Below are 11,564 nucleotides of genomic sequence, written 5' to 3' on the forward strand. Positions count from 1 at the left end.
GGCTGCCGGCTGCCGGGGACCGTCCGGAGGCGGCGCGGCCTCCGGGCGGGACCGTCGGTCAGCGGGTGGTGTAGCCGCCGTTGGCGAACAGCGTCTGGCCGGTGATCCACCCGCCCTCGGTGGCCAGGAAGGTCACGATCGGCGCGATGTCCTCGATCCGGGTCAGCCGGCCGCCCATCGCCTGGGACTGGTGGAAGGCGACCCGCTCCGGGGTCTCCTGGCCGTAGAAGAACGGGGTGTCCATCGGGCCCGGGGCGACGTTGTTGACGGAGATCCCGCGCGCGGCGAACTCCTTGGCCGCGGCCCGGGTGTAGTGCTCGACCGGGGCCTTGGCGCCGGCGTAGGTCGAGTAGCCGTCGGTGAAGGCGGCCAGCAGCGAGGTCAGGACGGTGATCACCCGGCCGCCGTCCGCGAGCCGCTTGCCCGCCTCGCGGATGAAGAAGTACGCGGCCTTGGCGTTCACCGCGTGCATCAGGTCGTACTCGGCCTCGGTGGTCTCGGTGATCGGCTTGCGCAGCACCAGGCCGGCCGTGTTCACCGCGACGTCGATCCGGCCGAAGGTCTCCAGCGCGGTGGCGAAGACGCGCTCGACCTGGGCGACGACGGTCAGGTCGGCCTGCACGGCGACGGCCTCGCCGCCGGCCGCCTTGACCGCCGCGACGGTGGCCTCGGCCTCCGGTGCGGTCGCGTCCGCGTGGTAGTGCACGACGACCTTGGCACCGGCCGAGCCCGCCGTGCGGCTGATCAGCCCGCCCAGGTTCTTCGCGCCCGCGCCGACCAGGACGACCTTGCCCGCCAGGGAGTGGTCGGTGCTGGAGTGGTTGTTGTTCATGATCTACGGCTCCTCGCCGGAAGAGTGGGGAATGTTCGCCCGACCACTGTCCGCGGCGGGGGCCGTCCGGGGCTTGAACAATCGGACGGGCCCTGGAACGAACCGCTCACGATCCGCGCCGCCGGGCCGTCGGCATTCGTCGTTCCGCACCCGGACGGACCACAATCGGCAGTATGGCCACCCCACCGCGCCCTGCCCGACCCGCCCGACCCGAACGCCCTGCCCGCCCCGACGCCCCCTCGGCGATCAAGCCGCACCTGGTCCGCCTCTCCGGCAGCGGCGCCGACCTCGACGAGGGCGTGGTCGAACGCGGGCTGGAGCGGGCCGGCGGCAGCGGCGAGGCGGCGGACGGCCCCACCCGGCACGTCGTGGTGGTGCACACCGGCCGCTCCGCCGACCTCAGCTGGCGCGCCGACGGGCGCCCCCGGCGGGAGCGCTTCCACCGGGGTCAGGCCCTGGTCAACCCGGCCGGCTGGGCCGCCCGGCCGCGCTGGGAGCAGGACGCCGAACTGATGCTGGTCGCCCTCGAACCGGCCTGGCTGGAGAAGCTCGCCACCGAGGGCGACCGCCCCGGCCCGCTGGAGCTCGCCCCGCGCTACCACCTCACCGACCCGTTCCTGGGCATGCTGGTCGAGCGGCTGGTCGCCGAGTACGAAGGCCCCGGGCCCGCCGACCCGCTCTACGCCCAGTCGATGCTCCAGGCCCTCGCCGCCCATCTGATCCGCACCGCCGCCACGGCCGGCCCCGGCCTGCCGGAACGGGAGGGCGGGCTCACCCCGAAGCGGCTGAACCGGGTCGTCGACCACATGAACGGCTACCTGGACGGACGGCTGTCGCTGACCGAGCTGGCCGGCGTCGCGGGCGTCAGCCCGTCCCACTTCACCCGGGCGTTCCGCGCCTCCACCGGGCAGTCCCCGCACCAGTACCTGGTCCGGCTGCGGCTGGAGCGCGCCCGCCGCACCCTGCTCACCACCGACACCCCGATCGCCGCCGTCGCCCAGCTGTGCGGCTTCGCCGACCAGAGCCACCTGACCCGCACCATGCGCCTGCACACCGGCCTCACCCCGGCCGGGCTGCGGGCCGGCCGGGACCGGGACCACTGACGCCTCGTTCGCACAATTACGGTCACAACGCGACTTGTTGAGTGATCGTCAGGACTGGCTGGCTACGCTGGAGCCATGGAACCCAGCGCGATCCCCGACGGGCCGACCGGCCTCGGCACGTCGGCGGCCCGGCCGCCGCGACCGGCCCGGGACGCCGACCCCGACGCGTTCCTGCGCGCGGTGGTCCGGGCCGGCTACCCGCGACGGCTGGAGGCGCTGGCGGACGGCCACGTCCCCGCCGCCGATCCCGGGGAGGTGCGGGCCGAGGCGGAGTTCCTCACTGCCGAACTCGCCGCCTTCGGAGTCCACTGCGACCGGGCGTACGTCGAACTCATGTCCGCCTACCGTCAGTTGATGATCCCGGTCGAGGATCCGGAGCTGGGGCTCGCGCTCTCCCGGGACTGCCTGGTCCCGCTGGTCGTCGACGACGCCTGCGGCCGGGACGGGGCCGACGCCCACCGGGCGCTGGGCGCCGCGATGCTGCGGGGCGGCGGCCAGGTCCGGCACAGCCGGGCCGCCCTGGACAGCGCCCTGCACCCGCTGTCGGTCTACACCGAGCACTCCTTCAACGAGCTGGCCCGGTTCTGCTCGGCCGAACTCCTCAGTCTGCACAAGGAGTTCTACTACCAGTCGTTCATCGGGGTGGTGCTCGAGACCGGCTTCACCCCCGACGTCTCGGACGGCATCGACACCGAGTACACCCGGCAGCGGTCCGGGTTCTGCGAGTTCTACGCCACCGTGGCGGCGGTGGCCTACGACTGCCTCGACTTCGTGCCCAACCTCCGGTACTGGGGTGCCACCCTGAGGTTCTGGGTCGACTACCTCAACCTGATCAACGACCTGATGTCCTGCTACAAGGAGGTGCTGAACGGCGAGTTCAGCTCGAACAGCATCCACCGCCGGGCCGTCCAGGGCGGTTTGAGCCGACTGGACGCGTACGCGTACACCTTCGACCGGGCCCGGACCGCCCACCACCGGATCCTCGCCGCCGCCGACCCGCGACAGCGCCCGCACGTGCTGCGCTACCTCCAGGGGTACGTCCACTGGCACGCCACCTCCGAGCGCTACCGCTGGGCCGAGTTCACCGCGCTGGCGTAGGCCGGCTCAGAGCACGGCGACACCCAGGGTGACCGAGACCAGCAGCATCAGCAGGCCCACCGCCGCGAAGGCGTACTCCAGCCGGCGCCGCTCCCGGCCCTCGACCACGACCTGCCGGGGATCGGCCGGGTCGTAGCGGACCGGGACGTAGCCGCCGTCGGGCAGCGGGTGGCGGGCGGTGGAGGGCACGGGGGAGAACACCTCGACCACCCGGCCGTCCTCGGTCTCGAACTGGAGCAGTGGACGCGGCGGCAGCGACCGGTCCTCCGGCGCCGGGACGCGGGCCCGCACCAGCGCCCGGACCGGCACCCCGACCCGCCGCAGCCGCCGCAGGTCGCGCAGCCCGACCACCCCGGCGAGGTAGGCGACCACGCCGCCCAGCGCACCGAACACCACCACGGCGAACCCCGCCGTTCCGCCCACCGCACGCCTCCCAGCCCGCCGACCGCACCCCGGAGGGCACTCACGAAATCGGGGAACCCCCCTGCTCCCAGTATCGGGTACGCACCCGGGTCGGGCCCGGTCCGGCGGCACAGCCGGGTCGGCCTGGTCGGCCGGCACCCCGGGATCCACCTCCCGCCCCGCCAGGCGGCCGTCCGGGGCCCGCCCGCGCCCCGGACGCCCATGCACGAGTGCACCGGGCAAGAGGGGCTCCGCGCACCGCCGGCGCGGGTCGCTGGAGGTTTGTTCACGACATGCCGTGACTGGGTGTGGCCCTCCGCCCTACGCTGGCGGCATGGCTCTTGACCCCGCCCTGTCCGTGGGCAGCCGGATCCAGCACTACCGGGAACGCGCCGGGAAGTCCCGGCCGGTTCTGGCGGCGCTGCTCGGCCGCTCGCCATCGTGGCTGAAGCAGATCGAGAACGGCTCGCTGCTGCCCCCTCGCCTGCCGATGCTGATGCGGATCGCCCAACACCTCGGGATCGATGACCTCTCGCTCCTGACCGGGGACGTCAGCATGCCCCGTGCGCTGTACTCCGAGATAGAGCACCCGGCGCTGGCGTCGGTCCGCCGGGCAGTCGACGGTGCGCCGCTCGGAGCTGCCGGGGGGCCGCCGCCCAGACTGGACCACATCGCTGTTCAGCTGGAGAACGCCTGGCGGACGCGGATGTCCCGGGGCGACCACCGTACGGCGCTGGCGGAGGTGCTGCCGCCGCTCGTTTCGGCGGCGTCCGTCGCGGCGTCGCATCCGGACTGCGGGGACCGACGTCGCGCTGAGGTCATGTACGCCGGCGCCTTGAACTTGACGCAGATGTACGCGGCGTTCCAGGGGGACGGAAACCTGGTCTGGCGAGTGGCGGAACGCGCACTCGCCACGGCCCGTGCGTCCGGCGACGCCGCGGCCATCAGCCAGGCGTGCTGGTTCCTCGTGGAGGCCTTCCGGAAGTCGGGCCAGTGGGAGAGCGCACAGAGCCTGACGGAGGAGGCACTCCGGCTGCTCGACCCGGTGCGGACCGAAAGCCCCGAACTCGCGTGCGCATGGGCGGATATGGCGTATCACGCTGCTATCACCCACGCCGTCGCCGGTGAATCGGGAGACGCGTGGAGGTGGATCGATCGTGCGTCCGCCGTCTCGAACGCGCTCCCGGCTGCTCACTGGCGTCCGTCAACCTCGGGATCACGTCAGGCAGTTGCGATGCACTCGGTCACCGTGGCAGTTGAGCTGCGACAGGTCGGCACCGCCCTCCGGTGGGCGCGAAGGCTGCCGGAGGCCGAGGTCGTGGCGGTCCCGCGACGAGGGCGGCACCTCATCGAGGTCGCTCGTGCGCACTCCATGAAGGGTGAACACGGCAAGGCCGCCGAACTCCTGACGACGGCCGTGTCGGTGGCGCCCGAGACCGCCCGCTGGAACGAGGAGACCCGAGCCATGGTCCGCGGCCTGATGACCGGCTCGCCGGCCCATCAGCCGGCCGGGCGCCGCCTGGCGGACGCCATCGGGATCGCTGCCTGAAATCAGGGGGCAGAGACTCTGCCCCGTCCCGCTGTGCAGGGCCCGTAACGTCTGGTGACGAAACGGGCCCTGACCGTTAGGGAGCGAGTGATGGCCGTACAGCAACCGTCCGGAGCGACGAGCACGCCGCCGGACCACCCGGAGGCGTCCGCGGCGCCGATCGCGCCTGCGGGCCTGGAACAGCCCGTGGCCGGGTACGCGGAGACCCGCCAAGACCTTGCCCGCCGGGTTCCGCCCGCACCCTCCCAACCCGTAGCCCGCTGCCCCAGCTGCGAGTGGTTGGACGCTCTGGCGGTGCACGCGTTCTCCGACCCCGAAGGATGCGACCGCTCTTCCCTGACGGATGTCCGGGTGTTGAGGCGCCGTCACCTGGACTCGGGGGAGTGCCTGGCGGTGTCGGAGGGTGCGTGACCTGAGGAACCGTGCCAGCCGTGGTCCGAGGCCGTCCTCCTGGCGTCAGCTCTGGTTCCACCGGGTCCGACACCCCGTGATCACGCTTCAGATGTTCTGGGGCCTGTACCTCCAGTTCCTCCGGCCCGTGACGCTGTTCAGCCCCACGCGGCGACAGATCGTCCGCGACGAGCGCGCCCGGATGCCCACCCATCTGGGACTTCGCGAGGAACTCGACCGGCGCCGGCTGGGGCTTCCGTCCGCCGCGGGCCGGGTCGTGGCACGCGTGACGGGCCACGCCTGGGAGCCGCGTGAAGTCCACGTGCGGATGGTCCCGGCGATCGGGTGCACGGTGGAGATCCGGGGTGCGCTGCACAACCCGTTCGTGACCGAGGAGGACCTGGACGCGCACTTCGAGCGGGTCGTCGAGGACGCTGTCCGCCTGGAACTGTTCATCCCCGACGACGTACCGCTGGTCATCCTGGTCACGGAGCCCGGCGGAACGGCCCACCGGATCGAGTGCCCGCCGATGCCCATGTAGCACTCACAGGAGTGCGGCCGCGCCGAGGACCTGATGCTCCCCCCGGTTCCCCGGGCAGGCGCGGGGGAGTGGGCAGCGCAGACGGGAGCGGCGATCCTTGGTCAGACGTCCCCGAGCGGGATGTTCGGGTCGGCCAGACGGTCGGTGCTCACCGTCCTCTTCGAGACGATGAGTTCCCGGATCGGGTCGACGACGTCCCAGACGTTGACGTTCATCCCGGCGAGGACCCGGTCCTCCTTCAGCCAGAGGGCGATGAACTCGCGGCCGGCCACGTCGCCCCGGAACACCACCCGGTCGTAGCCGTCGGGCTCGGTGTGGCCGACGTACTCCAGGCCGACGTCGTACTGGTCCGAGAAGAAGTACGGGACCCGGTCGTAGACGGCGTCCGGTTGTCCGAGCAGGGCGCGGGCGGCGGTCTGCGGCTGGTTGAGGGCGTTGGCCCAGTGCTCGACCCGGAGGTGGGTGCCGAAGAGCGGGTGGAAGGCGTTGGCGACGTCGCCGGCGGCGTAGACGTCCGGGTCGGAGGTGCGCAGGTGCTGGTCGGTCTTCACGCCGTTGTCGACCTCCAGTCCGGCGGCCTCGGCCAGGGCGGTGGCCGGGGAGATGCCGATGCCGACCACCACCGCGTCGGCCGGCACCTCGCTGCCGTCGCCGAGCCGCACCCCGGTCACCGTGCCGTCGGCGCCGGTGAGTTCGGCGACCCGGGCGCCGAAGCGCAGGTCCACGCCGTGGTCGCGGTGCAGGTCGGCGAAGACCTGGGCGACCTCCCGGCCGAGCACCCGCAGCAGCGGCAGCTCCAGCGACTCCAGCACCGTCACCTCGGCGCCCGCCGTCCGGGCCGCGGCCGCCACCTCCAGGCCGATCCAGCCAGCGCCGACCACCGCGATCCGGGCGCCCGGGCGCAGCGCGGCCCGGATCCGGTCGCTGTCCTCGACCCGGCGCAGGTAGAGCACGCCGTCCTGGTCCGCGCCGGGCACCGGCAGCCGGCGCGGCACCGATCCGGTGGTCAACAGCAGCTTGTGGTACGCCACTTCGCCGTCGTCGGCGAGGGTCACGGTGTGCCGGGCCGGATCGATCGCGGTCACCGCCGTGCCCAGCCGCAGCGTGACGTCCTGCTCGGCGTACCACTGCGGCGGGTGGACGTAGATCTTCTCGCGGGCCTCCTTGCCGAGCAGGTAGCCCTTGGACAGCGGGGGCCGTTCGTACGGCCGCTCGTGCTCCTCGCCGATCAGCACGATGCCGCCCCGGTACCCGGCGCCGCGCAGCGCTTCGGCCGCCTTGGCACCGCCCAGGGAAGCCCCCACGATCACGATCGGGTGTTCGCTGCCCGCCATGCTCAACTCCTTGTCCGCCGGGGAGGATCAGGGCCAGCCTGCCGCCGTCCGGGTGGTGTGTCGAGACCGCGCCGGGCGCGCCGCACCCCGCTCGCCCGTTCGGGTGAACGGCACGGTCCGCCCGGTGCTCACCCGGTCATCGCGTCCCTGACCAGCGCGGTGTCGGCGAACTGCTCGAAGCGGACGATCCGGCCGCCGCGCACCGTGAAGTGGTGGGCGACCCGGACCGCGAGCGGCTTTCCGGTGGCCCGGTGGACGGCCGTGTAGCGGGCCAGCACCACCACGTGCTCGCCCTCCACCACGTAGAGGTCGTCGTGCGTCGTCCAGTTGTCCCACTCGGCGGCGAGCCGCTCCATGACGTTGGCGGTGACGCCCTTCGGGGTGCGGTAGGTGCCGGCCAGCGGGAAGCCGGCCATCTCGGTCCACTCGACGTCCTCGGCGAGGGTGGCGCGCAGCGCGGCCAGGTCGCCCCGGGCGGAGGCCAGGTACTGGCGGCGCACCACGTCGGCGGGGGAGGCCGACTCGGCGAAGGCGGCGACGTCCCGGGGGATCTCGATCATCGGGCGCTCACCCCCACACCAGCTCGCCCATGGCGACCTTGGTGCCGAGGTCCACCGCGATCCGCAGCCCCAGCTCGGGGAAGCGCCGCTCCAGCGCCTCCTTGGCGGCCTCCGCGTTCGCGGCCCGGCCCAACTCGGTCTCGAAGGCCCGCAGGTAGGCGCGGGTGTGGTCGATCGCGTTCAGGTCGGTGGGCGCCCCGGCGACCCGGTGGCCGGCCGCCACCCAGGTCGGGTGGAGGGCCTCCATGCCGTCCAACAGGTCGATCCAGGCCTCCCGTTGGGCGGCACTGGGCGTGTCGGCGGTCCACACGTGCAGGCCCTCGAAGAGCAGCACCCCGCCGAGCACCGCGCGGTGGTGGTGCTGCCACAGGTAGTGCCGGTCGGGCAGGTGGAAGTCGGCGCCGCGCAGCTCGAACCGGTGGCCCTCGAAGACGATCTCGTCCCCGGACAGCACCTCGGGCCGGACCAGCCGGGTGGGCAGCTCGGGGCCCAGGTGCTCCCAGGCGCGCAGCTTGGCCTCGTACGTCTCCTGGATGTGCGCGACGGTCGAGGCGGTGGCCAGGAAGCGTGCCTCCGGGAAGGCGTCCTGGATCTCCTGGGCGCCGAAGTAGAAGTCCGGGTCGCCGTGGCTGACGAAGACGGTGGTCAGCCGCTTGCCGCTGGCCCGGACCCGCTCGACCAGCCGTTGCCCGTCGGAGCGGGTGAACCCGGCGTCCACCAGCAGGGCGTCCCGCGGTCCGGTGACCAGGACGGCGGTCTTGTTGAGCGAGCTGTCGGGGGCGTCGATGATCTCGAAGTCGAGAGCGCTCATGCTTCGGAGTCCTTCCTCGGGGCCGGGCACGCCTCGTCGTCAGCATCCGTGCTGGGCCGGGCGGCCGCATCCTGAGCGACCACGGCCCGGCCGCGAGCGTCCGGCGGCCCGCCCCGGAGCGCCCGGTGGGCCGGCCGGGGCACCGGGTGCCGCCGACCGGGTGCAGTCCGCCCGGTGCCCGGAGGACACCGCGTGCGCGTCGTGGCCGCTCCGGTCGCCGCCCTCAGAAGACTTCCAGGGCCCCATCGTGTTCACGTCATGAAAGGACCGAGGTGAAACCCGGACCGAGACGGACGGCAGCAGCCGTCCCCTGGAGACGCCGAATGGGCAGGGCGATGAGTTCCGCCCTCGCCCTGTCGCTCGTCCCCTTCGCCATGTCATTCGTCGCCGCGACACCGGCCGCGGCCGCCGGGCTCCCGGGCGGGCTCGGGCCCTGCCTGGGCGCGGACTGCCCGGCGACGTTCCCGCCGGTCAACAACGGCCCGTTCACCGGCCGCGACGCCGGAGTCAACATCTTCGTCGGGGGTGACTTCAGCGTCGGCGGCTCGGCCGCCGAGGCCGAGGGGCACGTGGTGACCCTCGGCAACTTCTCGCAGAACAAGGCCGCCGGCGTCAGCTCCGTCTACAACATCGGCATCGTCGGCGTCGGCTCGCGCGTCCCCCCGCCGGACGGCGCCGACTTCCTCACCGCCGGGGGCAACGTCACCGTCGCCCCCGGCCAGCGGCTGCTGGCGGAAGGCGGCGTCGTCCGCTACGCGGGCACGGCCTCCGGCACCATCACCGGCACACAGGTCCAGGACGCCCAGGCGGTGGCCGCCTACGCGCCGCTGCGCGGGCAGCTGCAGACCGCCAGCACCTGCTACGCCGGGGTCGGCACTCCCCGCCCGGCCACCGGGACCGCCGTCAACCAGGGCTACCAGACCCTGTTCACCGGCGACGGCACCTCCGCGCTCCAGGTCTTCAACGTCGACTTCGACATCGCCGGCAACGGCGGCGGCGCCCAGGGCGTGGCCTTCGCCGGCATCCCCGCGAACGCCACGGTGCTGGTCAACATGGTCGGCGGCGCCCGCACCATCAACACCTACAGCGGCAGCCTGGACGACAGCGACCCGTGGAACCAGCTGCGCCCCCGGCTGCTGTGGAACTTCCCGACCGCGACGACCGTCACCCTCACCGGCTCCGGGCAGTTCCAGGGCAGCGTGCTGGTCGGCAACCCGGCGAGCACCAGCACGATGAACCTGCCCGGCCTGAACGGACGGTTCTTCACCACCGGCTCGCTGCTGCACAACTCCGGCGGCGGCATGACCGGCACCGAGTTCCACTCCTACCCCTTCAACGGCGACCTGCCCGACTGCGGCAACCCGCCGGCCCCGACCGCCTCGACGAGCGTGACCAAGGTCGACTCGGCCAACGGTCAGCCGTTGGCGGGCGCGGTGTTCCAGCTGTGGCGGGAGACCAACGGGGTGCCCGGCCTGCAGACCACCGGCACCACCCCGGACACCAAGGTCGGCGCCCCCTGCACCACCGGCGCGGACGGCCTCTGCACGGTGGGCGACCTGCCGCTGGGGACGTACTACTGGCAGGAGACGGCCGCCCCGCCCGGCTACGACCTGCCGGCCCAGCCGGTGACGACGGTGGTGCTGGACACCAACGGGCAGACCGTGCCGGTGACCGTCGCCGACACCAGGAGCCCGGTGGTCGAGACCGCGTCGACCGCCGTGAAGAAGATCGACTCGGCCACCTCGGAGCCGTTGGCCGGTGCGGTGTTCCAGCTGTGGCACGAGACCAACGGGGTGCCCGGCCTGCAGACCACCGGGGCCAACCCGGACACTGCCGTCGGCCCGCCCTGCACCACGCCCGCCTCGGGCGTCTGCAGCGCGAGCGACCTGCCGCTGGGGACGTACTACTGGCAGGAGACCGCGGCGCCCGCCGGGTACGACCTGCCGGCGCTCAACGTGACCGAGGTCGTGCTGGACACCAACGGGCAGACCGTCGCGGTGACCGTCGCCGACACCAGGACGGCGGCCCCGACGGCCTCGACCAGCGTGACCAAGGTGGACTCGGGGACGGGTCAGCCGTTGGCGGGTGCGGTGTTCCAGCTGTGGCGGGAGACCAACGGGGTGCCCGGCCTGCAGACCACCGGTGCCAACCCGGACACCGCCGTCGGGTCGCCCTGCACCACCGGCGCGGACGGTGTCTGCGCGGCGCAGGGCCTGCCGCTCGGCACGTACTACTGGCAGGAGGTCTCCGCGCCCGACGGCTACGAGCTGCCCGACCTGAACGTGACCACCGTGGTCCTGGACAGCAACGGGCAGAACGTACCGGTCACCGTGCAGGACACCCAGACCGTCGCGCCGACCGGTTCGACGTCGGTGACGAAGGTGGACTCGGCGACGGGTCAGCCGTTGGCGGGTGCGGTGTTCCAGCTGTGGCACGAGACCAACGGGGTGCCGGGTCTGCAGACCGGCGGTCCCAACCCGGACACGGCCGTCGGGTCGCCCTGCACCACGCCGGCCTCGGGCGTCTGCTCGGCCGACGGCCTGCCGTTGGGGACGTACTACTGGCAGGAGACGGCGGCTCCGGCCGGGTACGACCTGCCGGCGCAGCCGGTGACGACGGTGGTGCTGGACACCAACGGGCAGAACGTGCCGGTGACGGTCCAGGACGCCAAGTCGGTGGTGCCGACCGGTTCGACGTCGGTGACGAAGGTGGACTCGGCGACGGGTCAGCCGTTGGCGGGTGCGGTGTTCCAGCTGTGGCACGAGACCAACGGGGTGCCGGGTCTGCAGACCGGCGGTCCCAACCCGGACACGGCCGTCGGCACGCCCTGCACGACCGCTGACACCGGGGTCTGCTCGGCCGACGGCCTGCCGTTGGGGACGTACTACTGGCAGGAGACGGCGGCTCCGGCCGGGTACGACCTGCCGGCGCAGCCGGTGACGAC

At 73.0% G+C, this 11,564-nt stretch carries 10 protein-coding genes; 5 read left to right on the forward strand and 5 right to left on the reverse strand.

From position 1 onward, the window contains the following. Window positions 1–58 precede the first annotated feature (58 nt). On the reverse strand, window positions 59–832 hold the full coding sequence (locus tag AB0O91_RS12205; protein WP_363430743.1) for an SDR family oxidoreductase: 774 nt from the start codon (window positions 830–832) through the stop codon (window positions 59–61). 173 nt (window positions 833–1,005) lie between these two features. Here AB0O91_RS12205 and AB0O91_RS12210 point away from each other — a divergent pair, with 173 nt between their 5' ends. After that, window positions 1,006–1,935, forward strand: a complete 930-nt coding sequence (locus AB0O91_RS12210; protein ID WP_363430746.1) for an AraC family transcriptional regulator — start codon at window positions 1,006–1,008, stop codon at window positions 1,933–1,935. A 75-nt stretch (window positions 1,936–2,010) separates the two neighbouring features. Beyond that, complete coding sequence (locus AB0O91_RS12215) at window positions 2,011–3,033, forward strand: hypothetical protein (RefSeq protein ID WP_363430749.1); 1,023 nt, start codon at window positions 2,011–2,013, stop codon at window positions 3,031–3,033. Window positions 3,034–3,039: 6 nt separating this feature from the next. On the opposite strand, the gene AB0O91_RS12220 is transcribed toward AB0O91_RS12215, so the two are convergent. Then, complete coding sequence (locus AB0O91_RS12220; protein ID WP_363430752.1) at window positions 3,040–3,456, reverse strand: DUF3592 domain-containing protein; 417 nt, start codon at window positions 3,454–3,456, stop codon at window positions 3,040–3,042. 313 nt (window positions 3,457–3,769) lie between these two features. On the opposite strand from AB0O91_RS12220, the gene AB0O91_RS12225 reads away from it, so the two are divergent. Together AB0O91_RS12225 and AB0O91_RS12230 are read left to right on the forward strand one after the other, a co-directional pair. Further along, window positions 3,770–4,984: a helix-turn-helix domain-containing protein gene (locus AB0O91_RS12225; RefSeq protein ID WP_363430755.1), complete on the forward strand. Its 1,215-nt coding sequence runs from the start codon at window positions 3,770–3,772 to the stop codon at window positions 4,982–4,984. A 487-nt stretch (window positions 4,985–5,471) separates the two neighbouring features. Continuing rightward, window positions 5,472–5,915, forward strand: coding sequence for a hypothetical protein (locus AB0O91_RS12230; RefSeq protein WP_363430758.1), 444 nt, complete (start codon window positions 5,472–5,474; stop codon window positions 5,913–5,915). 101 nt (window positions 5,916–6,016) lie between these two features. On the opposite strand, the gene AB0O91_RS12235 is transcribed toward AB0O91_RS12230, so the two are convergent. The 3 genes from AB0O91_RS12235 to AB0O91_RS12245 all read right to left on the reverse strand — a co-directional run bounded on the left by AB0O91_RS12235 (window position 6,017) and on the right by AB0O91_RS12245 (window position 8,620). Further along, complete coding sequence (locus tag AB0O91_RS12235) at window positions 6,017–7,249, reverse strand: FAD-dependent oxidoreductase (RefSeq protein ID WP_363430761.1); 1,233 nt, start codon at window positions 7,247–7,249, stop codon at window positions 6,017–6,019. A 128-nt stretch (window positions 7,250–7,377) separates the two neighbouring features. Beyond that, window positions 7,378–7,809: a nuclear transport factor 2 family protein gene (locus AB0O91_RS12240; protein ID WP_363430764.1), complete on the reverse strand. Its 432-nt coding sequence runs from the start codon at window positions 7,807–7,809 to the stop codon at window positions 7,378–7,380. A gap of 7 nt (window positions 7,810–7,816) precedes the next feature. After that, a complete protein-coding gene (locus tag AB0O91_RS12245) occupies window positions 7,817–8,620 on the reverse strand; it encodes an MBL fold metallo-hydrolase (RefSeq protein ID WP_363430767.1) in 804 nt (267 codons plus the stop codon). Window positions 8,621–8,955: 335 nt separating this feature from the next. Between AB0O91_RS12245 and AB0O91_RS12250 the strand changes: the two genes are divergently transcribed. Then, on the forward strand, window positions 8,956–11,564 hold a 2,609-nt coding region (locus AB0O91_RS12250), incomplete at its 3' end, for a SpaA isopeptide-forming pilin-related protein (protein ID WP_363430770.1).

It is taken from the genome of Kitasatospora sp. NPDC089797, assembly GCF_040684795.1.
GTDB lineage: Bacteria > Actinomycetota > Actinomycetes > Streptomycetales > Streptomycetaceae > Kitasatospora.

Excerpts from the sequence above, each read along its gene's own strand:
- AB0O91_RS12205 (WP_363430743.1), bottom strand. The coding sequence starts at position 832 with ATGAACAACAACCACTCCAGCACCGACCACTCCCTGGCGGGCAAGGTC.
- AB0O91_RS12210 (WP_363430746.1), top strand. The coding sequence starts at position 1,006 with ATGGCCACCCCACCGCGCCCTGCCCGACCCGCCCGACCCGAACGCCCT.
- AB0O91_RS12215 (WP_363430749.1), top strand. The coding sequence starts at position 2,011 with ATGGAACCCAGCGCGATCCCCGACGGGCCGACCGGCCTCGGCACGTCG.
- AB0O91_RS12225 (WP_363430755.1), top strand. The coding sequence starts at position 3,770 with ATGGCTCTTGACCCCGCCCTGTCCGTGGGCAGCCGGATCCAGCACTAC.
- AB0O91_RS12235 (WP_363430761.1), bottom strand. The coding sequence starts at position 7,249 with ATGGCGGGCAGCGAACACCCGATCGTGATCGTGGGGGCTTCCCTGGGC.
- AB0O91_RS12240 (WP_363430764.1), bottom strand. The coding sequence starts at position 7,809 with ATGATCGAGATCCCCCGGGACGTCGCCGCCTTCGCCGAGTCGGCCTCC.
- AB0O91_RS12245 (WP_363430767.1), bottom strand. The coding sequence starts at position 8,620 with ATGAGCGCTCTCGACTTCGAGATCATCGACGCCCCCGACAGCTCGCTC.